The organism is Paenibacillus sinopodophylli (assembly GCF_005930355.1).
Classification (GTDB): domain Bacteria; phylum Bacillota; class Bacilli; order Paenibacillales; family Paenibacillaceae; genus Pristimantibacillus; species Pristimantibacillus sinopodophylli.
The window spans coordinates 28,161-50,978 of sequence record NZ_VDBO01000006.1; the positions used below are offsets into that span (position 1 = coordinate 28,161).

At 47.6% G+C, this 22,818-nt stretch carries 15 protein-coding genes, 1 pseudogene and 2 riboswitches; of the genes and pseudogenes, 15 read left to right on the forward strand and 1 reads right to left on the reverse strand.

Annotated elements, in window-relative coordinates:
• The first annotated feature begins 100 nt into the window (after window positions 1-100).
• The 3 genes from hflK (at window position 101) to FGT79_RS20410 (ending at window position 3,040) form a co-directional block, all read left to right on the forward strand.
• Entirely contained in the window at window positions 101-1,174 is a 1,074-nt protein-coding gene (gene hflK, locus FGT79_RS20400; protein ID WP_246096535.1) for an FtsH protease activity modulator HflK, read from the forward strand.
• Complete coding sequence (gene hflC / locus FGT79_RS20405) at window positions 1,171-2,037, forward strand: protease modulator HflC (protein WP_138754687.1); 867 nt, start codon at window positions 1,171-1,173, stop codon at window positions 2,035-2,037. Before hflK ends, hflC begins: the two co-directional genes overlap by 4 nt.
• A gap of 91 nt (window positions 2,038-2,128) precedes the next feature.
• Window positions 2,129-3,040 (forward strand): aldose epimerase family protein, encoded by a 912-nt coding sequence (locus tag FGT79_RS20410; RefSeq protein WP_138754688.1) that lies wholly within the window; start codon window positions 2,129-2,131, stop codon window positions 3,038-3,040.
• 39 nt (window positions 3,041-3,079) lie between these two features.
• Here the strand turns inward: FGT79_RS20410 and FGT79_RS20415 are convergent, their stop codons facing one another.
• The gene (locus FGT79_RS20415; RefSeq protein WP_342778510.1) at window positions 3,080-3,970 is read right to left on the reverse strand and encodes a helix-turn-helix domain-containing protein; all 891 of its coding nucleotides are present in this window, start codon (window positions 3,968-3,970) and stop codon (window positions 3,080-3,082) included.
• 179 nt (window positions 3,971-4,149) lie between these two features.
• Between FGT79_RS20415 and FGT79_RS20420 the strand changes: the two genes are divergently transcribed.
• The 12 genes and pseudogenes from FGT79_RS20420 (at window position 4,150) to FGT79_RS20475 (ending at window position 22,816) form a co-directional block, all read left to right on the forward strand.
• Window positions 4,150-7,488 (forward strand): DUF5107 domain-containing protein, encoded by a 3,339-nt coding sequence (locus tag FGT79_RS20420; protein ID WP_246096520.1) that lies wholly within the window; start codon window positions 4,150-4,152, stop codon window positions 7,486-7,488.
• Window positions 7,489-7,571: 83 nt separating this feature from the next.
• A complete protein-coding gene (locus tag FGT79_RS20425; RefSeq protein ID WP_171056347.1) occupies window positions 7,572-9,551 on the forward strand; it encodes a glycoside hydrolase family 2 protein in 1,980 nt (659 codons plus the stop codon).
• A gap of 71 nt (window positions 9,552-9,622) precedes the next feature.
• Window positions 9,623-11,938, forward strand: coding sequence for a beta-galactosidase (locus tag FGT79_RS20430; RefSeq protein ID WP_138754690.1), 2,316 nt, complete (start codon window positions 9,623-9,625; stop codon window positions 11,936-11,938).
• Window positions 11,939-12,146: 208 nt separating this feature from the next.
• A complete protein-coding gene (locus FGT79_RS20435) occupies window positions 12,147-13,871 on the forward strand; it encodes a sensor histidine kinase (protein WP_138754691.1) in 1,725 nt (574 codons plus the stop codon).
• 18 nt (window positions 13,872-13,889) lie between these two features.
• Window positions 13,890-15,530 (forward strand): response regulator, encoded by a 1,641-nt coding sequence (locus tag FGT79_RS20440; protein ID WP_138754692.1) that lies wholly within the window; start codon window positions 13,890-13,892, stop codon window positions 15,528-15,530.
• 38 nt (window positions 15,531-15,568) lie between these two features.
• Window positions 15,569-17,266 carry a type 2 periplasmic-binding domain-containing protein gene (locus tag FGT79_RS20445; protein ID WP_246096521.1) on the forward strand — a complete coding sequence of 566 codons (1,698 nt, stop codon included), beginning with the start codon at window positions 15,569-15,571 and terminating at the stop codon, window positions 17,264-17,266.
• Window positions 17,267-17,423: 157 nt separating this feature from the next.
• Window positions 17,424-17,911 (forward strand): annotated as a pseudogene (locus FGT79_RS20450) (SDR family NAD(P)-dependent oxidoreductase).
• A gap of 131 nt (window positions 17,912-18,042) precedes the next feature.
• Window positions 18,043-18,822, forward strand: coding sequence for a YheC/YheD family protein (locus FGT79_RS20455; protein WP_138754693.1), 780 nt, complete (start codon window positions 18,043-18,045; stop codon window positions 18,820-18,822).
• Window positions 18,823-19,035: 213 nt separating this feature from the next.
• A riboswitch (guanidine-I (ykkC/yxkD leader) is annotated at window positions 19,036-19,161 on the forward strand.
• Window positions 19,162-19,334: 173 nt separating this feature from the next.
• Entirely contained in the window at window positions 19,335-20,348 is a 1,014-nt protein-coding gene (locus FGT79_RS20460) for an ABC transporter substrate-binding protein (RefSeq protein WP_138754694.1), read from the forward strand.
• Window positions 20,349-20,354: 6 nt separating this feature from the next.
• Window positions 20,355-21,155: an ABC transporter permease gene (locus FGT79_RS20465; RefSeq protein ID WP_138754695.1), complete on the forward strand. Its 801-nt coding sequence runs from the start codon at window positions 20,355-20,357 to the stop codon at window positions 21,153-21,155.
• A 61-nt stretch (window positions 21,156-21,216) separates the two neighbouring features.
• Window positions 21,217-21,356: riboswitch (guanidine-I (ykkC/yxkD leader) on the forward strand.
• Window positions 21,357-21,412: 56 nt separating this feature from the next.
• The gene (locus FGT79_RS20470; RefSeq protein ID WP_138754696.1) at window positions 21,413-22,132 is read left to right on the forward strand and encodes an urea amidolyase associated protein UAAP1; all 720 of its coding nucleotides are present in this window, start codon (window positions 21,413-21,415) and stop codon (window positions 22,130-22,132) included.
• Between the two features lie 33 nt (window positions 22,133-22,165).
• Window positions 22,166-22,816 carry an urea amidolyase associated protein UAAP2 gene (locus FGT79_RS20475; RefSeq protein WP_138754697.1) on the forward strand — a complete coding sequence of 217 codons (651 nt, stop codon included), beginning with the start codon at window positions 22,166-22,168 and terminating at the stop codon, window positions 22,814-22,816.
• The last annotated feature ends 2 nt before the right edge of the window (window positions 22,817-22,818 follow it).

The following is a 22,818-nucleotide window of genomic DNA, read 5'->3' on the forward strand; positions in this document are numbered from 1 at the left end:
ATCCGTGACCTTTGGCTTACTTTCCCGTATTATCCTCTATAGCGATTGTGATCGCCATTTCAAAGAGATGTTTGAAAGGGGAGAGATGTCATTGAGCTTCATGGATCAGAACCAGAACCAGCCGCAGAATCATAGTATGGGCGGCGGCCGCCGGCCTCCAGAATTAAAGCCAGGCACCTTAAAGAAAATTTTGTTTGGTGTTGCGGCAGCAGTTGTTGTTATTTATGTAGGATCAACTTCCTTCTACACGGTGCAGGAGCAGGAGAGGGCTGCCATTCTTACGTTTGGCAAATATTCGAATGAGACCTCCGCAGGCCTTCATTTCAAATTTCCTTATCCAATTCAACAGGTTATTACCGTTCCGGCAGAGTTGACGCAACGGATTCATATCGGCTACCGTCAAGAGGGCTCGGAATCTATTCCAGTCGATGAGGAAGCGATGATGATCACAGGGGATGAGAACATCGTGTCCGCAGATGCGGTTGTTCAATGGAAAATTAGCAATATTCATGATTACTTATACAACATCTCGGATGCGGAGCAATTTTTGCGTAATGCAGCAAGCTCTTCTATTCGTGCGGTAATCGGCTCTGAGAAGCTTGATTATGCGATTACGGACGGAAAAACGGTTATTCAGGATAAGGTGCGCGAGAAGCTGATTGAGCTGCAGGCGAAATATGAAACCGGCATTCAGATCATCGACATTAAGTTCCAGGATATCGAGCCGCCAAGCGGGCAAGTAGCAGAGGCGTTCCGTGAAGTAACGAATGCGCGCGAGGAAAAAAATACGAAAATCAATAATGCTGCCAAATACGAAAACGATCGTATACCGAAAGCACGTGGTGAGGCGCAGGCGCTGCTTGAGAACGCAGAGGGTCAGAAAAAGTCGCGTATCTTGAACGCGGAAGGTGACGTCGCCAGATTCAACGCGATATTCGGTGAATACAAAAACAATCCAAACGTTACACAAAGCCGTTTAGTGCTTGAGACGTTGGAGAAAATTTTGCCGAACGCCAAAATCTTCATTACCAATTCCAACAGCGATACCGTTAACTATTTGCCTTTGAACGAGCTGCTTAAGGGCAGCAGCAATACGACTACAGCGCCGGCAACTACACCGCCAGCTGCGACACCACCAGTGGTGGAAGCACCTAAAGGAGGTGACGCACAATGAAAAGAAACCAGTGGGTAGCCGCCATCGTTGTGCTGTTCGTTGTGATTATAGGTTCAGGCTCCATGTTTATTGTCAAAGAAGGCGAGTATAAGGTCGTACTTCGATTCGGAGAGGCCATAAGAGCAGTTCCCGATCCAGGACTGAAGTTCAAGCTGCCGTTCATCGAGAACGTATCGACGCTGCCTAAGTATCAAATGACCTATGAGAGCAGCCCGACGAACATCCTGACGAAGGATCAGAAGCCGATCGTCGTAGATAACTATACCGTATGGCGTATTACGAATGCATCGCAGTTTCTGAGAACGGTTCAGTCCGTTAGCGGAGGTATTCAGCGGATCGACGAGGCGGTATACAACTCCGTTCGACGGAAGCTATCCGAAATCAATTATGATAATATCATTAGCGAGAACACAGAGCGGGGCAACATTAACGACGAGATTACGAAGGATGTTATCCAAGCGCTTACGAGAGATAACTACGGAATAGAAGTCATTGATGTTCGTATCAAGCGCACTGATTTGCCTGAGGAGAACAAGCAGAGCGTATATAATCGTATGATCTCCGACCGTCAATCGATTGCGGCGCGCTACTTGTCTGAGGGTGATGAGGAATCTCGCAAAATAACGTCCAAAGCAGATCGTACCGCAACTGAGCTGCTTGCTCAGGCGCAGGCAGACGCCAAAAAAATTGTAGCAGAAGGCGAGCGGGAAGCAGCCATTATTTATAACAAAGCGTACGGCAGCGATCCGCAGTTCTACAATTTCTATCGGACGCTCGAAAGCTATACCACCACGCTTCAGAATCAGCCTGTCATTATGATTCCAATCGATTCACCATATGCCAAAATATTGTTAGGTCAATAATAATAAATCCCCTTCGCCTTCGCGGAGGGGATTTATTTTGTCCATTTCCTGCCGATATAAGAAAGTAAATGATTGTGAAAGGGAGAATGAAATGTCAACTGATAAAATTGAAATCTCTGATAGTGTCTATAAAGGACACTCCTCCATTGTCATGGAGAATGATACATTGCGGCTGGAGCTGGTGCCTCTAATCGGAGCGAAGCTCGTTTCATTGGTTTATAAACCAACAGGAAAAGAATGGCTGGTCGATTCAGGAAACAGACCGCTCGTTGCTCCTGCCTTTGCTTCAGCATTTGGAGAATGGGATATGAGCGGATGGGATGAATGTTTTCCTACGATTGATAGCTGTAGATTCGAGAGCGGGGTGGAGCTGCCCGATCATGGTGAACTGTGGTCATTGCCTTGGTCCTGCAAGAAAACGGGTGTTTCTATTGCGTGTGCGGTGGAGGGCGTGTTGCTGCCGTACCGTTTCAGCCGACAGGTGAGCCTGTCAGCTCAAGATACGATCAAGCTTTCTTATGAAGTGAAAAACGAAAGCAAAGAGCCGCTTTCTTTTCTGTGGGCAGCCCATCCTCAATTTGTTATAACGGAACCGACTGAAATGATACTTCCATCTGATATGCAGAAACTGCAATGTGTATATGGCGGCAAACAGCTTATAGCTGGAGAGAGCTATCTTGCTTCTGAACATCGTTACCTGCATCCGGAGGTAACGGGCAATGGGAAAAAGTTTTATTATCCAGATCACGCTACGGAAGGCTGGTCCACCCTGCGTGAGCAAATATCGGGCAATTATTTGAAAATAAGCTGGGCAGTAGAGAAAGCACCTTACTTAGGCATTTGGATTGACGAGGGTATGTTTAATGATCGTTCGGTTTGCGCTCTTGAGCCTGGAATAGGTTATTACGATTCTTTGAATACCGCTGTCCAGAACGGAACTGCTAGAACGCTTGAGCCCTATGAAACCTATTCATGGGATCTCGATATCGAGCTTGGATCATGAAGCCACGCAAGGAGTGAGTTATTGCCTTAAGAGAGCACTTTATCCTTTCAGCTTGCTGCGATAGTCCGATGGTGAGCTGCCAATAATTTTTTTGAACAAACGAGAGAAGTAATAAGGGTCGCTTAGTCCGAGAGACACGCTGATCTCTTTGATGCTGTTGTCGGTCAAATCAAGCAGTTGGCATGCTCTTTGCATTTTGAGACGCAAATAATAATCGATAGGGGCGAAGCCGGTTGCATGCTTGAAGAGATGATTCAGATGCTGCTTAGAGATGCGGATATGCGAAATGAGCTCGTCGATGGTCATATTGTTCTCAATTCGCTCCTGCATGTACAGAATGGCCTGCTCGATATAGGCCAGCGTCTTGGCCTCCTGCTTTCTACGCGGAATAAGCCCGATGAAGCTGAGCAAATAACGCATTGTATGCGAGACATGGATTTGATGCGAAACGGAATAAGCCTTGGAGGACAACAGGTCATAGCATTGATTGAACAGCTCCCTAATTTTGTCCGAATCGGTTAAGGAAACCTGAAGCGGACCAGCATCAAGACCACTGCTTTGGATGAGAGCGCCAACCTGGTCACCTTTGAGATGAAACCAGTAAATGCTCCATGGGTTCGTTTCATCTGCCCCGTATGCATGCGGCAGCTCAGGCGGGATAACCGCAATGGTCTGCTCATTTAATGAAATCGTGCTTTGGTCAGCAAGCTTGATCCAGCCTTGTCCGCCTACACAGAATATAACAATATAAGAATCGCTCCCTTGCTGACGTTCACGAAAGTGACTTGCCGCACGCTGGTAATAGCCAATATCGGTTATATAGGTTCCGCTGATCAGCGGATTCGCGATCATTTCGCTTAGCTGGTATTGCGGCAGCACAATGATTTTTTCACCATGAAAGCCATCTGCTTTTTTACGAATAGAAATCAAGTCTCCTTCCCTTTCAACTACGAGTAGTTTACAATTCCTCAAGCACAATAACAAGCTTACCCACCTTTTAAAATCAGACTATTGTCCATCATGTACAGCGTATAATCAATGGTAAGTGATGTCCTGCTCCAGTAAGGTATAGCTATACAATAGTTAACCGACCAGAGGGAGTGAGTGAATTGAATAAGCAAGAAGCACGTTCACGCGTATGGGAGGAAATCGTTCATATTCCAACCTACGGGGTAGGCAAGCCCGATAAGAATCCGATGTTTCTAGAAAAGCGCGTCTATCAAGGCAGTTCAGGACGCGTCTACCCGCATCCAGTCATTGATAAGATTGACGACGAGAAGGTGCCAAAGCCTTATAAAATGGTCATACTTGAGAATGAATATTTGCATATTGAAATCATGCCCGAAATTGGGGGACGTATCTATAGAGCGGTAGACAAGACGAATCAATATGATTTCGTCTATTACAACCAGGTGATTAAGCCGGCGCTTGTTGGTCTTGCTGGACCTTGGATCTCTGGCGGCATTGAATTTAACTGGCCCCAGCATCACCGTCCGAATACGTTCGGTCCTGTCGAGTATCGATTGGAAGAAAACGAGGATGGCAGCGCTACGGTATGGGTAAGCGAAATCGATCGCATGTATGGAACGAAGGTTACGGCAGGGTTTACGCTCCATCCAGGAAAGGCCTATCTCGAAATTCACGCACAGCTGTATAACCGGACACCGGAGCCGCAAACCTTCCTATGGTGGGCTAACCCAGCCGTGGCGGTCAATGATCATACACAATCGGTATTTCCTCCGGATGTAACGGCTGTCTTCGATCACGGCAAACGCGATGTATCGAAGTTTCCGATCGCGACAGGAACCTACTATAAGATGGATTATTCAGAAGGCGTAGATATTTCGAGGTATAAGAACATTCCAGTGCCGACCTCGTATATGGCTTACAAATCGGATTATAACTTCGTCGGTGGTTATGACCACTCTGTACAAGCGGGACTTCTGCATGTAGCCAATCATCATATTTCTCCAGGTAAGAAGCAATGGACTTGGGGTAACGGTGAATTCGGTCAAGCTTGGGACCGCAGCCTGACGGACGAGGATGGCCCATATATTGAACTGATGACGGGCGTGTATACGGACAATCAACCGGACTTCACATGGCTCCAGCCCTATGAGGAGAAGTCATTCAAACAGTATTTCATGCCCTATAAAAATATCGGTGTCGTCAAGAACGCAACTATTGATGCTGCTGTTAATCTAGAGCTTGATGCACAGGCGGGTACTGCTGCTATTCACGTCTATACGACCTCTGCGTATGCAGCCGCTACTATTGAGCTCAAGAGCCGCCGTAGAAATTATGTGCTGGAGACAGTGGATTTGTCACCGGGCGCAACCTTTACTTCAATCGTTCCGATTCATTCCGATGATGAGGAGCATGATTTGAGACTTACGGTGAAGGATTCCGCGGGCAGGGTGCTGGTCAGCTATCAGCCTAAGAAGCCTAGCATAGAGGAAACGCCGGATGCAGCGAAGCCGCTTCCAGAGCCTCATCAGCTCCAAACGAATGAGGAACTCTATCTTGCTGGGCTTCATCTTGAGCAGTATCGCCACGCAACCTTTGAGCCGGAGGATTATTACCTGGAAGGACTGAAGCGTGATGATTCGGATTCGCGCCTGAATGTCGCTTACGGAACGCTGCTGCTGCGCAGAGGATTGTTCCAGCAGAGCGAAGCGCATTTCCGGAAGGCGATCAGTCGCCTGACTTGGCGCAATCCGAACCCTTATGACAGCGAAGCGTATTACCAGCTTGGCCTAACGCTGAAGCTTCAAGGACGTTTGGAGGAAGCTTTCACGGCATTGTACAAATCAGTGTGGTCGGCTGCATGGCAGGACAGCGGATACTTCTCGTTAGCACAGATTGCTGCTGAAAAAGGTTCGTACGAGGAAGCGCTTGAGCTTACAGAGCGTTCCTTGATTCGGAATTCCCGCAATTATAAAGCAAGGGATCTGAAAACGGCACTGCTTCGGAAGCTTGGCCGATTGGATGCTGCAATCGCTTATGCGACAGAAACGCTGGGGCTTGATATTGCTGACTTCGGCGCATACAACGAACTGTCCCTAGTTTATACGGAAGCCGGAGATTTGGGAAGCGCAAGCAAGGCGTTAAAGGATATGAAGACGCTGCTTCGCGGGGATGCTCATAACCATATTGCGCTTGCAGCGGACTATGCGGGTGCAGGACTATATGATGAGGCGATCACAGTGCTGCAGTTCCTTGCACCGGATGATCAGGCGGATGTGTATCCTTTGGTTCATTACACAATCGCATACTGCTATAACAAACAAAACGATAAGGAATCGGCAGCTCGTTATTTGACAGCAGGCAATAAGGCGAACCCAGACTATTGCTTCCCGAATAGCCTATTTGATCTCATTGTGCTGCAGTATGCTGTCGAAGCGCGTCCAGAGGATGCCAAAGCGCTTTATTTCCTGGGCAATTTCTACTATGACAAGAAAAGACATTTAGAAGCTGTAGCGCTATGGGAACGTTCCATTGCTAGTGACGCATCTTTCTCTGTGGTGCACCGGAATGCAGCGCTTGCTTACTTTAACAAGCTGAACGAACCAGAGAAAGCGAGGCAGGCACTTGAAAAGGCTTTTGTCTGCGACAAGTCCGACGCGCGCGTGTTCTATGAGCTGGATCAGCTATATAAGAAAATAGATCTTGGGGCGGAGCAAAGATTGGCGTTGCTGCAGCAGCATATGCCGCTCGTTGAGGCTAGAGACGATCTGTACTTGGAATATGTGACGCTGCATAATGTGCTGGAGAAGCATGAATCAGCGCTTGAATTGCTCCAATCACACAGATTTCATCCTTGGGAAGGCGGAGAAGGCAAGACGCTTGGGCAATATGTACTTGCACTTGTTGAACTGGCGAAAAAAGAGCTGGCAGAGAAGCAGTACGAGAAAGCAGTTGAATTGCTGAGGATGGCACTGAATAATCCGGATAATCTAGGTGAAGCGAAGCTTGCAGGCGCACAAGAAAACAATGTTTATTATTATCTTGGATGCGCGCTTGAGTCGCTTGGACAACCGGCCGAAGCAGAAGCTGCATTCAAGACGGCATCCGATGGACTGGAGGATCCGGCCAGCGCCATGTATTATAACGACCAGCCCCCAGAAATGATTTTTTATCAAGGCTTGGCTTGGCTGAAGCTGACTAACGTTAAAGAAGCAAAGCGCCGCTTCAACAAGCTGATTGATTTCGCTGAGAAGCATTTGTTCGACGATGTCAAAATCGATTATTTTGCGGTATCGCTGCCGGATTTCCTCGTCTTTGAAGAGGATTTGAACAGACGCAATGTGATTCATTGCCGCTTCATGATGGGACTGGGACATCTAGGCTTAGGCAGGCAACAGGAGGCAAAGGAGCAATTCGAGCTTGCGATCTCAATGGATCGCAGTCACATGGGAGCAGCGATTCATAAGCGTATGAGCGAATAAATATAAATGCGGTGCCTGTCAGAATCTTCTGCCTAGCACCGCAGGTTTATATATACGGATAAGCGAAAGGAATGAGACTAGCTATGCATACACGGATAACGACAGCTTTAGCAGAGCACTGGCAGTTTCAAGCGGATGCTGATGGCATTGGTATGGGAGAGAAATGGTTCGAACACGGTTTACCGAGTGCCCGAAGCGTACGCATTCCCCATACATGGAATGTAGAGGAAGGTCTCGAGGAGTATCGAGGACTTGCGTGGTACAACTGTGAGTTTCATATCCCTCATGAGTATGAGGGGAGGATCATTCGTCTTCAGTTCGATGCGGTATATCGGGATTCGGTTATATGGGTGAACGGGCGTCAGGCTGGGAAGCATGGAGGCTCTGGATATACGGCATTCACGATCGAAATCTCAGATTACGTGGTTTACGGGCAGTCCAATCGGCTCGTCGTCTCTGTTTCCAATGAAAATAGTGAGACGGCTTTGCCGATTCGCAACAGCTTTGATTGGGCGGATGACGGGGGCATTATCCGTGGCGTATCCATGATTGTGACGGGAGCGGCAGCCATCGACTACGTGAAGCTGGATGCGATTCCCGTTTTTACTGGCCCTGAGCATTCTGTACAGGAAGGCATTCTGAATGGCCAAATCAAGCTGTGGAAGATCCCAATAGACGAGCAACTGCCGATTACGGTGATCCTGTCCGTTTGGCGGGAAGATGTGTTAATCGGCAGAGAGCGTTATGAAGCATATCCACAGGATGGTAAGCTGCAGTTGAAGGAAATGAGAATAGACAAGCCAGCACTTTGGCATTTCGACCATCCTAACTTGTATAACGTACATGTTGCGCTTGTAACAGCGGGCAATGAAACAGATCGCATGTTAATAAATGTAGGCTTTCGCGAGATTCGAACGGCCGGTCATCAGTTGCTGCTCAATCGTGAGCCTGTGCGGTTAATGGGCGTAGAATGGATGCCAGGCTCCCATCCCGATAGGGGCGTGGCAGAGACGGAGGAGCAGCTTATAGAGGTGCTGGAGCAAATCAAGCACGCAAACTGCGTAATTACGAGATTCCACTGGCAGCAGGACAGCCGTCTGCTGGATTGGTGTGACCGAAACGGTCTTCTCGTGCAAGAGGAGATCCCGCATTGGCAGCAGCCAGCAGAGCCAGATGAAAGCTTGCTTCCACTTGCGAAACAGCATGCAGAGGAAATGATTCTCCGGCATTACAATCACCCGTCTATTTATGCATGGGGGATGGGCAACGAGGTGGATGGGCAGGACGAGCGTACAGTTCATTACATGAAACAGCTTAAGTCCTACATGTTAACGCTTGACGAGCATCGCTTTATTAATTATGTGAGCAACTCGGTTCATTTCAAGCCGGACATCGATGCAACTGGTACGGGTGATCTGCTGATGTGGAATGATTATATCGGAACCTGGCATGGTGATCTGGACATGGTGGAGGTCATTCAAAGCATCGATAATGCCTATCCAGATAAACCGCTTATCGTAGCGGAGTATGGCTTATGTGAGCCAGCTTTTACAGGCGGAGATGAACGAAGGATCAACATTTTGCAGGAAAAGACGGAGGAATACCGCAAGCATGAGGGTATTGCAGCGCTTATTTTTTTCAGCCTAAATGATTACCGCACGCAAATGGGAGAAGAGGGTACAGGCAGGCTGCGGCAGCGGGTGCATGGGACAACCGATCTGTACGGCAACCCTAAGCCTTCCTACCAAGCGCTGCGTGAGATTGGCTCGCCGATTGCCGTAAAGCAGGCCACTTTGAAGAAAGAGAAAGAACTGTCGGTAGTGTTGTCTGTTCGGAATGATATTCCTAAGCACGCTGTCAATGGATACCGGTTCATCCTTATTAGCTCGGACGGAAGCCGCAGCGAATATGCGATTCCACTGATGCAGCCAGGCGAAGAGTACCGCTTGGTCATTACGAAGGACGATGTGGAGGTACGCCCGTCATTTGCAGGTGAGCTCCATTTCGATATCCTCCGGCCGACTGGTTTTTCAGCGTGCAAAGGTTTGCTGAATCTAGTCTAAAGCGAACTAGCTGCCAAGGCTGCGTTATAAAATAATAATTAAAGATGCTGGCTCAGAGAGGAAGCAAACCAATGACAACTTATTCACTCAAGCTGGACGGTCCTAACAAAGAGATTAAGCCAGGCAAACTGGCAGGTAATAGAGGTACGAACCCTAAGGGAGAAAGCTTTGGTTTTACTAATTTTTATATGCTGCGCAATGAACTGCCGATTATTCCAGTCGTTGGCGAATTCCACTTTTCACGGTTCTCTTACTTGCACTGGGAGGAAGAATTGCTGAAGATGAAGGCTGGCGGCGTGAATGTCATCGCGACTTATATTTTCTGGAACTATCATGAGGAAGAGGAAGGCAGCTTCAATTGGAACGAGAATCGGAACCTGCGGCACTTCGTCGATCTGTGTGCAAAGCATGAGCTGCCTTTGGTACTCCGTATCGGACCTTTCTGTCATGGGGAAGTCAGAAACGGGGGCATCCCGGATTGGGTATTCGAGAAGCCGCTTGAGATTCGCTCGAATGACGAGCTGTATCTCTTCTATGCGAGACGTCTTTACCGTCAAATTGCGAAGCAGGTAAAGGGCAGTCTGTTCGCAGAGGGAGGACCGATTATTGCTGTGCAGCTTGAGAACGAGTTCATGCACTGTGGTGCGCCGCTTGATTCTTGGGGATATAAAGCCGGCATATTCATGAGTTCGGGGAAAGGCGGCAACGAGCATTTGGCCGAGCTTAGACGGCTCGCAGAGGAAACGGGCATCGTGCCTATGTTTTTCACAGCTACTGCATGGGGCGGTGCTGCGGTGCCAGAGTCGGATACGCTGCCGATGCTTGCAGGCTATGCTTATACGCCATGGATCCCAAACCAGCCGCCGAGCGGCGAGTATATTTATCGTGATTTGCATGTGAAACCGTCAGAAGAGGTCAATTACGATACGCTCGATTATCCGGTTGCGTATTGTGAGATGGCAGGCGGCATGCAAGTCAGCTATACAGCCCGTCCTAATGTGAGCGCAGAAAGTGTAGAAGCGATGACGCTGGTCAAGCTGGCCAGCGGCAGCAATTTATTAGGCTACTATATGTATCACGGCGGCTCCAATCCAGTAGGGAAACGCGGCTATCTCAATGAATATGGCCTTCCCAAATTAACCTATGACTATCAATCCCCGCTCGGTGAATTCGGCAGAGTTGGCAAATCTTATGATCGCATTCGTTCCTTGTCCTTATTTATGGACGCATTCGGATCGATTGTGGCACCGATGGGAACAGTGCTCCCGCAAGGGCAGTCCGCCATTCACCCGGAGGACACGGAGTCACTTCGCTGGTGCGTCAGGCAGAAGGATGGCTCGGGATTCTTGTTCCTGAACAACTTCCAAGATCATCTGGAGCTGCCAGACCGTGAAGAGGTTCGGATCGAGCTGGATACCGCACAAGGGAAAGTCTCATTCCCACACAAAGGTGAATTAACCTTAAAACGTGATGTGTGCGCGGTTCTGCCTTTCCAACTTGAGCTGGAAGGCGCGCTTATCGTAAGTGCAACCGTTCAACCATTAACGAAGCTGAGTGTGGACGATCAACCTCTTCTCGTCTTTTATGCTCATCCTTCGCTCGCACCGGAGCTTGTGTTCGCCCGCTCAAGCGTGGCATCGGTTGCGCTTGATGATGCTCAGCTGTCCATCGAAGATGATATTATAGTCGTAACACCGCGAATCGGCAGGCAGCATGCATGGACAGTAGAGCTGACGAATGGGAATAGGGTTAGCGTTCTCGTCTTATCGAGAGAGGAAGCGCTTAGTACCTACAAATTCCGGCTATGGGGCGAGGATAGACTTGTAATTAGCGACAGTCGCTTGTATGCGAAGGATGAACGTCTAATCTCAACCTCTGAGGGACAGGCAAGCTGGAGCGTATCGATTGCGCCTGAAGTTCCAAAACATCTGCTGCAAGCAAGCGAGGGGACCGTTCAAACAGAACAAGCAGGCATATTCCAAACCTACAAGATCGAAGTTCCTGTCTATAAGCCGTCCATAACGGTGAACAAACCGCAGGAGAGAAGCGCCCTCGTCGAGCTGGATACGAACTGGCCAAGCCATGTGTCGGATATATTCCTACAGGTGGAGTACGATGGTGATGTTGCTGCGGCTTACTTGGATAACCGTATGCTTACGGATCATATTCATTACGGAGAGGCTTGGCCAATTGGCTTGAAGCAATTCAAGGATGATTTGGAGAACAAGCAGCTGCATCTGTCAATTACACCTTTGCGTAAAGGAACGGTGCACACATTCGTGAACCAAGCGCTCGTAGAAAGGTTTGAAGGTGTCGAGATCGCAGTCTTCCATCGGATTGAGCCGATCCCTTATTATACGACTGCTTTGTTTCAAGCCTTTCGCTAGTATTGAAGAAACCGGAGTATAGGCAAATTAGCCTAAGCTTCGGTTTTTTTATGTTTCTAATGAGATCGTTCTCAAAAGTTTATCAAAACATTGCATATATTTTAATTTTACAGCTTGCTATATAATAAGTGTCCACGTATGGTGAAGAGGGCGGGGGAATTTGCAATCCAGCAGCCCATACCACATCAAGCAAAGGTGCGATACCGACATGCCGAAAATCAATTTGTTTACCAAAATCGTCGCCTTGATTCTAGTTATGCTGACGCCGATTCTGCTCCTATATTTCTATTCCAACAAAACGAGTACAGATGTGCTTCGCGAAGAGCTGAATAAATCGAATACGAATCAGCTAGTCTTTTTCCAAAATGAAGTCAATACGACGATCGATTCTTTGGCGATTTGGCCGGACCTGCTCATTCAAGATCCAGATATTTCCTCTCTTCGTGATTATTTTACCGAAATGGATGAACTGAGCTTGAGCACGATTACGTTAATCAAAAGAATTCAAATGAAGCTGGCCATTCAGGAAAACTCTTCCAAATGGCGCAGCAGCCTGCATATCTACTCACCCATTCTGCACCGGGATATTACAGACAGTGATGTCGTTATGTATGATGATGCCGATTTGAAAAAACGATTGAAGCCTGGCTGGCAGGTGAAGTCGATTAACGATGGACAGAGTGGGCAGTTCGTCTTCTCTCGCTATGCGGTAACCCCCTATTCCAGCTATTTGGACCCGAGCGGTGCAAACCTTATTATTGAAGTGCAATTCGACAGCTCGAACATCAAGGATATGCTGGATAAGTTCAAGAGCGGCGGGCGTAGAGAGCCATTCTATTATATGGAAAGTGTAGGCACTATCTTCAATCGCTCGGTAGATAAGGTGCTTACGGAACAAATTCTGACCGTCTTGAGAGCAGAACCGCTGCGCAATCAGGAAAGCAGAACCGTTGAGGTAGGAGAAGAAAAGTATATGGTCAATATCGTCAAATCTGAAACGATTGGCTGGTATTTGATCGATTATATTCCCATATCCGAAATTATTCGTCCGATTCAGAAAACGAACCAGCTGTTCTACGTTTCTATGGCATGCTTGCTGCTGCTTTGCTGTACCGCAGCTTATCTCTTGTACGCACAGGTTCAGGTACCTATTAAGCGACTCATCATCGGCTTCCAGAAGCTGAAAAACGGTGATTATTCGGTAAGGATGAAGCCGCGCGGGAGAAGTGAGTTCGGTTTTCTATATACACGATTCAATCTGATGGTTGCCCAAATCCAAGAGCTGTTTGAAACGGTTTATTTGGAAAAAATTCATGTGCGCGAAGCTCGGCTGAAGCAGCTGCAATCGCAAATCAACCCCCATTTCTTCTATAATTGTTTCTCGTTTATCTCAAGCATGGCGAAGCTGGAACGCAACGAAGCCGTTGTCGCTATGTCTCATCATCTATCGAATTATTACCGTTACACGACTAGACAGGAACGAGATCTGGTCGCAATGTCGGAGGAAATTAATTTCGTCACCAGCTATTTGGAAATTCAGAAGATGCGTATGGAGCGGCTTCGTTATTCTATTGATATGCCACCTGACATGGAACATTTGGAAATTCCACCACTAATGCTGCAGCCGCTTGTCGAGAATGCTGTTATTCATGGCATGGAGGCATGGTCTGATGCTTCGAGCATTCGTATTACCGGAGAGTGGATCTCGGATGGCGCTAGACTGATCGTTGAAGATGACGGCAAAGGGATGAGCGCAGAGGATATGCGGATTCTCCAGCTCAAGATGCGGGATCAAATGGATGAAAATATGGGCTGCGGATTATGGAATGTACATCAGCGCATGCATTTGCGATTCCGCGGAACCGCAGGTGTTAGCTTCACCTCCTCCGAGCTTGGAGGACTAAAGGTTACGATTAGTTGGTCAACAGCTTAGAGAAAGAAGGGATTTGCAATGATTGAAATTCTATTAATCGATGATGAATCATACGTAACCGGAAGCTTGGAGAAAACGATTCCGTGGTCCGCGATGGGCGTGAAGAGCGTCTATCAAGCTGCCTCTGCCTTCGAAGCGCTGGAACTGCTGGAGGAGAACGCCATTGATATCGTCGTTACCGACATTGCGATGCCGGAGATGAACGGTTTGGAGCTTGTTCAGGAAATTGGACAGCGCTGGCCGCATATCAAATGCGTACTGCTTACGGGACATTCCGATTTTGATTATGCGAAAAAGGCTGTGCAGCTGCAGGCGTTCGATTACATTCTGAAGCCGGTTAATGACGACGAATTCGTCAAAACGGTTTCTAGTGCAATTAAGGCGCTGAAGGACGAATGGGAGCAAGCGGAGAAATATCAACAGCTGCTGTATGACCGCAAGTCGGATTTCAAGGTGCTTCGTGCGAATTTTATGGTTGATCTGGTGCTGGGGAGACAGCTGTCTCCGAAAACGATTAAGGAAAAGTTATCACAGTATGAGATTCCGCTTGTGATCGAGCGCCCGACTGTTATGATGCTGGTGCAATTAGGCAAGCAATTCGCACATTTGGATTACCATTCGGCCTCACTGATGGAATTCGCCGTAGGTAATATTGCAGAGGAATCGTTTGCTAGTGATTACAACGTATGGCATTGCAAAGCGCCTCATGAGTATTTGCTAATTATAGCGCAGCCGAAAGATGAGTCAGGGGCAATACGCGAGTACAGCGCAGAGAGTCACACCTTACGCAAAACGAAGCTGGTGGAAGCAACGAGGATTCTTCGTGCGAATGTCAGCAATTATCTGAAAGGAGAAATCTCGATTGTGGTTACCGATTGGTTTGAGTTCCCCTCATCCATTACAACGGCATACCGTGCGGGTCTCGGTGCGATGTTCATCATTGCCAACGAGGAGCAGCAATCGATCCAATTTCTTGAAGATCGTGTGACCCAAGATCATACCTTCGTGAAATCAATGGAAATCTTATATAAGCCGCCGACGATGATTGCGCTGCTTGAATCCAAACGATGGGATGCGGTGGAGCAGAAGATTAGAGATGTATTCGCTGATTTGAAGCAAACCCGTTATTCGAGAGAACATCTTTATGAGGTCTATTTGGCGCTTACAAACGCCTTTATGTATATTGCACATCGTCAGGGACAATATGTATCGCAGATAAACGAGCTGGGTATCGATTTTATTGTGGATCAGGCCATGGTCTTGTCTCCGGATCGCTTGGAGGAGTGGGCAATCAGTGTACTTCATAAGCTTCAAAGTGAGCTTTCGGTGAAAGAAGAAAGCTCCAAAAGCTTCGTTGTGAAGCAGGTGCAGGAAATCGTAGCCACTAATCTTAGTCAGGATACGACGGTAAAGACGATTGCCGATCGTGTTTTCCTGCATCCGGTTTATCTCTCCAAATTGTTCAAGGATGAAACAGGAGAGAGCTTGAGTGAGTGGATCATCGGCATGAAGATGGAGCGGGCGCTTTATTTGCTCAAAAATACGAACAAAAAAATTTACGAAATTACGAGCGAATTAGGCTACCAGAATCCGCAATATTTCAGCAAAACATTCAAAAAATATTATGGCATGACGCCACAGGAGTTCCGAGAGCAATAAAGATTTCGCGTACACCATAATCAAGAAGGGGAGTACAAATGAGTGCAATCATAAAAAAACGGTTCGCGTTTACCATTTGTATGCTGCTCATCGTCTCTGCTGTCATGGGCTGCTCGAATAGCGGCGATAACCGTGAGCCATCCAATAGAGAGATCGACAACAAGGCGGTGGGCAAGGAAGACCATGTTTACAAAGAGAAATATGATCCACCAGTTACCATTACGACTGTATGGGGAGTTGACCCTGCGCTCACGTTCCGTGAAGGCGAAACGATTGAGAACAATGTGGCAACCAAATGGGCGTTAGATACGTTAGGCATTAAAGTAGAATCGCTTTGGTCTGTTACAGACACGAATGGAGCATTTGCGACTAAATTGCGTCTGGCTATGTCATCTGGACAAAAGATGCCGGATGTAGCCGTTATTGGAGACAAGCTGCTTGCCCAGGATCTCATCGATTCAGGTATGTTCCAAGACGCTGGGGCGCTGTTCGATAAATATGCAAACGAGAAATGGAAAGCAGCTATGAGCCTTGACCCAGGCGTCTGGAACGCATATATCAAAGACGGCAAACGCATAGGTATTCCGCTGCTTGATTACGCCTATAACAATGATTACGTGTTATGGATTCGGCAGGATTGGCTGGATAAATTGAAGCTGGAGGCTCCAAAAACGATAACGGAGCTTGAAGTTGTTATGGATGCTTTCAAGAACAGCAATCCGCAGGGATTGGCACCAGATCAGGTTGTTCCGCTGAGCATTGGTTTCAAGACGTCGATGAGTACGTGGATGGGTGATCCATCATGGGTATTCGGGGCATACGGTACACTGCCCGCTCAATGGAATACAGCAGCAGATGGAACATTGGAGTATGGCTCTACTAATCCTGGTATGAAGGAAGGTCTAATCAAGCTGAAAGAATGGCGCGACAAGGGCTACATTCCGAATGAAGCAGCGCTGTGGGACGAGAATAAAACCTCTGAACCAGCAGTAGCGGGAACAGCAGGCATTATTCCTGGACCTTATTGGATGAGCGGATGGCCTCTTCTGGATACAGCGAATAACGCCGAAGGCGCAGTATGGAAGCCTTACGCTATTCCTACAGGAAAAGACGGAATGGCGATGCGCCATGGCACGCATTTTGTAAACGGTGTTATTCTAATTAACAAAGAGATGGCTAATCCTGAAGCTTTCTTTACCTATCAGAATTATTTGTTTGAGTATCTGGCTGATCCACAGGCTGGCAGCCCATTCGAGCTGGGTGCTTTCGAAGGCTATGATTACGCTCTGGATGCAAATGGAAAGCCTTTGTATGTAGCTGATGTGCCGGGCGGCTCCATAACGGCTCCGTTTCGTTACTTTATCGTACGTGACGGCGCTCGAATACCAGATGCACAGTTCAAAGCGTTGCTGAATCTAGCGGCAGGCAAGGAAGCGACCACGACGCGTGAGAAAGAGATCGTAACGCAATATGGACCACAAACCGCTTACGCAGCTACTGTCGTGCTTGCGCAAGAAGCGATCTCCAAAAAAGATATGTTTGCAGGTCCGTCCACGAAAACAATGAAATCGCGGATGGATTATTTGAAAAAAATGGAATCGCAAACGTTTAATGAAATCATATACGGCGAGAAGCCGGCAACTGCCTTCGATGAGTTTGTGAAAAGTTGGAAATCATCCGGCGGCGACGAGATAACGAGAGAAGTGAATGAGTGGTATTCGAACGTAGAGAAATAAGCATGATGATTGGAATACGGTCCCTATTAGGGGCCTTTTTTTGTTCACGCTAGGCGAAAGGGGGCATGAGTACTATGAATCCCGAATGAAAGAGCAATATTTCAAACATCTCCTTGTGATATAACTAATCATGAATTGAAAACAAGGAGATGAAGGTATGAGTAAGTTGAAAGGTAAAATTGCTTTAGTAACCGGTGCAAGCCGGGGAATCGGTCGTGGCATTGCGTTACGTTTGGCACAGGAGGGTGCAGTCGTCGCCGTACACTATGGGAAAAGGGAAAGCGTCTAAAGGATGGCGGCCGCATAATCAATATCTCATCGTTTGTTACACGCGCAGCCTCTCCTAGTGTTTTCACCTACATCATATCCAAAGGTGCACTTGACACGCTTACACTCGTCTTGGCTCAGCAGCTTGGGCACCGTAATATTACGGTGAATGCTATCCAGCCTGGTATTATTAATACAGAAATGAATGCTGGAACTTTGCAAGATCCGAGTGGACAGGATTTTGCTGCTGATCTTTCAACCTTCAAAAGGTGGGGAGAGCCTGAAGATGTGGCGGATATTGCCGCTTTTCTTGCTTCATCGGACAGCCGCTGGGTAACCGGTCAATTGATTGATGCAAGTGGCGGATCTCATCTGTAAGTACGGGATCGGAAATCCAACTGAAAAGCCATTGATTTCTGTTGTTTGATAAAACTATATCTGCCGTCTATAAACGAAAGTACAATTGCTAGAGGGATTCTGTTCATAAAGTAAGATGAGGTGAACAGATCGTGTACAAAAAAAGATATGCAAGCCGTAAAATAAGAGGGAAACTAAGAGTGTGCAAGTACTTATCCGCTAATCGCAGCTTAAAGCAATATGTGCCCAAAACGGTCTTTTTCAGCTTATACAACTTGCAAATGATGCTGGATCGGTTTGATATGGTGTATGTTAAGCCGAATATCGGTTCGCTGGGGATCGGCATTTGTAAGCTCAAGCGGATTGATTCGGGCTTTGAGCTCTATGAAATTGTTCATAAGAGCCAGATACGCCGCACTTACGATTCTGTCGCAGACATTTATAAGCACTTGAAGAAGCAAGGCGGCCGCAGATTAATTATCCAGAAAGGCATATCGCTCGATAAAGTAAATGATTGTCCTTATGATATTCGGGCTATGGTGCAGCGCAAGCCGGGAGGAAGGTGGGTATGCACAGGCTTTATGGTCAAAGTAGGCGGGAGGAACAAAATCGTTACAAATTATTATCAGGGCGGCGCGATTTATTCTATGAGCAAGCTTGGCTCGGAGCAAGGATTATCCGATGAAGAAACGGAAGAGCAGGTCAAGAAATTGAAACGAGTAGCACTGCGTATATCAAGGACATTAAGTAGGAGACGCCGCGGCATGCATGAGCTTGGTATTGATTTTGCTTATGACAAGCAGCAGCAGCTATGGGTGCTAGAGGTTAATTCCAATCATCCGCAGTTTCACCCACTCAAAAAACTGGATCGCTCGGCGTATAATCGGATGAAGCGCTTTGCAGCAAGCTATGGCAGACGCGACGCCAAATAAAGCGAAGAAGCAGCACGAGATTGAATGGTACCTCATTTGTTAGGCAGGACTAACAACGGAGGTGTGTTCAAGATAACGTGGCTGCTTTTTTAGTTTATGTAATAAAACCTAACATTGGTATTGACATATCCGTACGTTCCACACTATAATTCGGTATAACGTAAGGTTTTATGACAAGTGAATATCGGTTCTCTCTAGTAAGATGAATGAGAACAACAAGCAGTCTAGGGTTCCGTTAACGCCGAGCAGGTCGTTAAGTCTGGTCCAAGAGACGGCGTATAGATGAAGGGGCTTTGCTGCTGCATCTATATAACACGGAAGGATAAAAGCCTGGGAGATCACTCTCCCGGGCTTTTATTTTTTTTTAGAAAAATATAGGAATGTATATCCTTGGGCTATACATTCTCTATATTTCTCGGAAAGAAACGCGCCGCGCCGCTAAAGGTCGGCGATAGCCGTTTCTTCTTAGGGACAATGGATTGCTACTAAAAAGAAGACAGGAGCGGGGAGAAATGAAAAAAGTACGTAAAACCTCACTGGCACTTATGCTTATCGTTACGATGGTTCTGGTAGCTGCATGCTCTGGAAATGCAAAAAACTCAGATGGAGGGGCTGCAGGCGACCCGATTACGATCGCTCTAAGCCCTTGGCCGGGGTGGTATATGTGGTACCTGGTTGAGGAAAAAGGTTTTTTCGAGAAACATGATGTGAATGTGAAGCTGGAATTCTTCCCTGTATATAGTGATTCCTTGCAGGCTATCGCAGCTGGCAAAGTGGATGCAAATAGTCAGACGCTGAGCGACTCGCTTGCGCCGCTGTCCAAAGGAATTGGTCTGAAGGCCGTGCTGGTCAATGATAATTCTTTCGGCGGCGATGCCATTGTAAGCAAACCGGACATTAACTCGATCAAGGATTTGAAAGGGAAAACCGTTGCGACAGAGCTCGGTACGGTGGATCATCTGCTGCTTCTGACGGCGCTAGCTGAAAATGGCATGGACGAGAAGGATATTAAGTTCGTAAATATGACGGTGAACGACGCTGGACCCGCTTTTATTTCTGGCAATACGGATGCCTCGGTACTCTGGGAGCCGTTCCAAACGACAGCTGTAAAGGAAGGCAAAGGCAAGGTGCTTTATTCATCCAAGGAAACGCCAGGGCTCATTCCGGATTTGCTCGTATTTCGTGAATCGGTTGTGGAGAAGCGTCCTGAGGATGTACAGAAGATCGTGGATGCATGGTTCGACGCTCTTGCGTGGTATGAAGACAACCAAGAGGAAGCGATTAAGCTGCTTGCCGATAAAGCGGAGACAACGCCGGAGGACTTCAAGCTTGGACTCGATAGCATTAAGCTGTTCGGGGTTGATGATAATATCAAAGCGTTCGAGAAGGGCGAGGATTATACATCGCTCAGCTATACGGGTAAGAAAACAGCCGATTTCTTGTACAACTTAGACATGGTCGACAAGCTGGATAGCGTAGATGAGCTGTTCGATCCTAGCTTCATAAATAAAAGAGCAGGGAAGTGATAGACGATGGAGACGCCATTACGTCGTAAACCTTATAAGTTTCAAATCTTCAAAGAGATTGGCCCGAGGCCGTTTGCCGTAACGGCGGGATTCTCCTTCATCTTGCTGCTAGCCATCTGGTCACTGCTCAGCTATACAGAAACGGTCAGCCCGATTTTCCTGCCTAAGCCGCATGCCGTCCTTATTCAGCTTATTCTCAATCTCGGCAGCCCGGAGTATTGGGGCCACATCGGCATTAGTGTATTCAGGGTATCGGCAGGTTTTCTGCTCGCCTGCGTCATCGCCATTCCGATTGGCGTGTTCGCGGGAACGTTCAAATATGGCGAAGCATTCGTTGAGCCGCCGATGGAGTTTATCCGGTACATGCCGGCTGTTGCCTTTATTCCGCTCATCATGGTATGGGCAGGCATTGGCGAGTGGGCGAAGGTGCTGCTGATCTTTATCGGCTGTTTCTTCCAGCTTGTCCTGATGGTATCCGATCTAACGCGGCGTGTATCACATGACTTGCTGCATGCGTCCTTCACGCTTGGCGCATCAAGGTGGAAGGCGATTGAAACGGTCATTATTCCAGCGATCCAGCCGCAGCTGATGAACACGCTAAGGCTCATTCTGGGCTGGGCATGGACCTATCTCGTCGTTGCGGAGCTCGTAGCGGTCAGCAGCGGGCTTGGTTACCAGATTATGAAGGCACAGCGTTTCTTGAATACGGATGAAATATTTGTAGGCATCATCGTCATTGGCTTGCTTGGTTTGATCAGTGACCGAATATTCGCCTTCCTGAATCGCAGACTTTTCCCGTGGGTTTAAGGGCACCTGATTCGTATAAGGATAATAACTGCATATCGGTTCTCATGATTGCCATTGAGAACAAATAGCTGTCTAGGGTTCCGCTTCAGATGGCCGATGAAGGATAAGGTGAAACACCTTGCTGTCGGTCATCCGCTGGTCTGGTCCGAGAGATGGCATACAGCTTGCTGTAGCACACGGAAGGACAAAAGCCTGGGAGATTATTCTCTTAGGCTTATTTTTATCTAAATAAGTTCATTTCCAAGGGGGAAATAGTGATGAGCAGCATATGGAGCACGACCATCCGTCCAGGAGGCAAATGGTCAGGAACGATAAGTAGAGATCGATTAATAAAATTTACAGCTCTTGAAGCGGGAGCGAATGTATCTATTCTTTTATATAACGCAAAGGATTTGACTGAACGCTACAATATGCCGGATACGTTAAAAGCGCAGCATACCTCACATCTAACGAGAGGCAATGTATTGATGAGTGATAACGGGCGATCTCTCGTGAGTATCGTCGAAGATGGGCTGGGTTGGCATGATCCGCTCTGCGGCTACACGACTAGAGAATTTACTGACAAGAAGTACGGAAAGACGACTTATCAGGAGCTTAGAAATGATTGGCTGCATAGCGGTCAAGAAAATTTGGCGGTCGAACTCGTCAGGAATGGTCTTGGTGTAAGGGATTTGATGCCTGTGGTCAATTTGTTCTCCAAGGTGTTTTGCGATGAGTTAGGAAACATGAAGTATGCGATGGACCATTGTTCTGCGGGAGCGTCCGTCACGCTTAGAAGTGATATGGATGTGCTGCTGGTGCTGTCGAATACACCGAATCCGCTTGACCCGCGAACTGAATTTCCATCGGTGCCTGTATTAGTGGAAGTATTGGAAGCAGAGGCCGTTCAAGCTGATGATTATTGCTTGAATTACCGGCCGGAGAACCGACGTGCCTATGAGAATACGCAGGAATATTATTTGCTGCAAGGATTGTAGCATTCAAATACGAGCAAATGGGAGGAATGAAGCATGACTGTATTTAATCGAGTGGAGAGCCCGCGTCTGGAAGAGGATGCTATATATGATGAAGTGATTGCTGCTGGTGATGGCTGGATGTATGACCTCCAGCCAGGACAGGTGCTGCGAATCGTCGATTTGGACGGAAATCAAGCAGCGGATACGCTATTCTACGATGCTGATCAGCCGGAGGATCATTATAGCGCAGTCGCAACGATTGCCGGGCAAGGAAATATCTATTTGACGACGGGCTCCGTGCTGCTGTCCGAATCGGGCAAGGAATTGCTCAGAATCGTAGCGGATACTTGTGGTCGGCATGACACCGTTGGCGGCTCATGCTCAGCTCAAAGCAACACGGTTCGTTATTCACACGATAAGCTTCATATGCATAATTGCCGAGATACGTTTATGCTGCAGCTTGCGACGCGGAGCGAGAGTTATTCGAAACGGGATCTTGCACCTAACATTAATTTTTTTATGAACGTGCCCGTAACTGCTGAAGGCGGCTTGCAATTTGCTGATGGTGTATCCTCGGCTGGTGCATATGTAGAGCTGCAATCGTTATGCCGTACTACAGCGCTGCTCAGCAACTGTCCGCAGCTTAATAATCCTTGCAACGCTTACAATCCGACGCCGGTACGGGTGCTTATCTGGAATCAATAGCA

Excerpts from the sequence above, each read along its gene's own strand:
- hflK (WP_246096535.1), top strand. The coding sequence starts at position 101 with ATGGATCAGAACCAGAACCAGCCGCAGAATCATAGTATGGGCGGCGGC.
- hflC (WP_138754687.1), top strand. The coding sequence starts at position 1,171 with ATGAAAAGAAACCAGTGGGTAGCCGCCATCGTTGTGCTGTTCGTTGTG.
- FGT79_RS20410 (WP_138754688.1), top strand. The coding sequence starts at position 2,129 with ATGTCAACTGATAAAATTGAAATCTCTGATAGTGTCTATAAAGGACAC.
- FGT79_RS20425 (WP_171056347.1), top strand. The coding sequence starts at position 7,572 with ATGCATACACGGATAACGACAGCTTTAGCAGAGCACTGGCAGTTTCAA.
- FGT79_RS20430 (WP_138754690.1), top strand. The coding sequence starts at position 9,623 with ATGACAACTTATTCACTCAAGCTGGACGGTCCTAACAAAGAGATTAAG.
- FGT79_RS20435 (WP_138754691.1), top strand. The coding sequence starts at position 12,147 with ATGCCGAAAATCAATTTGTTTACCAAAATCGTCGCCTTGATTCTAGTT.
- FGT79_RS20440 (WP_138754692.1), top strand. The coding sequence starts at position 13,890 with ATGATTGAAATTCTATTAATCGATGATGAATCATACGTAACCGGAAGC.
- FGT79_RS20445 (WP_246096521.1), top strand. The coding sequence starts at position 15,569 with ATGAGTGCAATCATAAAAAAACGGTTCGCGTTTACCATTTGTATGCTG.
- FGT79_RS20460 (WP_138754694.1), top strand. The coding sequence starts at position 19,335 with ATGAAAAAAGTACGTAAAACCTCACTGGCACTTATGCTTATCGTTACG.
- FGT79_RS20465 (WP_138754695.1), top strand. The coding sequence starts at position 20,355 with ATGGAGACGCCATTACGTCGTAAACCTTATAAGTTTCAAATCTTCAAA.
- FGT79_RS20470 (WP_138754696.1), top strand. The coding sequence starts at position 21,413 with ATGAGCAGCATATGGAGCACGACCATCCGTCCAGGAGGCAAATGGTCA.
- FGT79_RS20475 (WP_138754697.1), top strand. The coding sequence starts at position 22,166 with ATGACTGTATTTAATCGAGTGGAGAGCCCGCGTCTGGAAGAGGATGCT.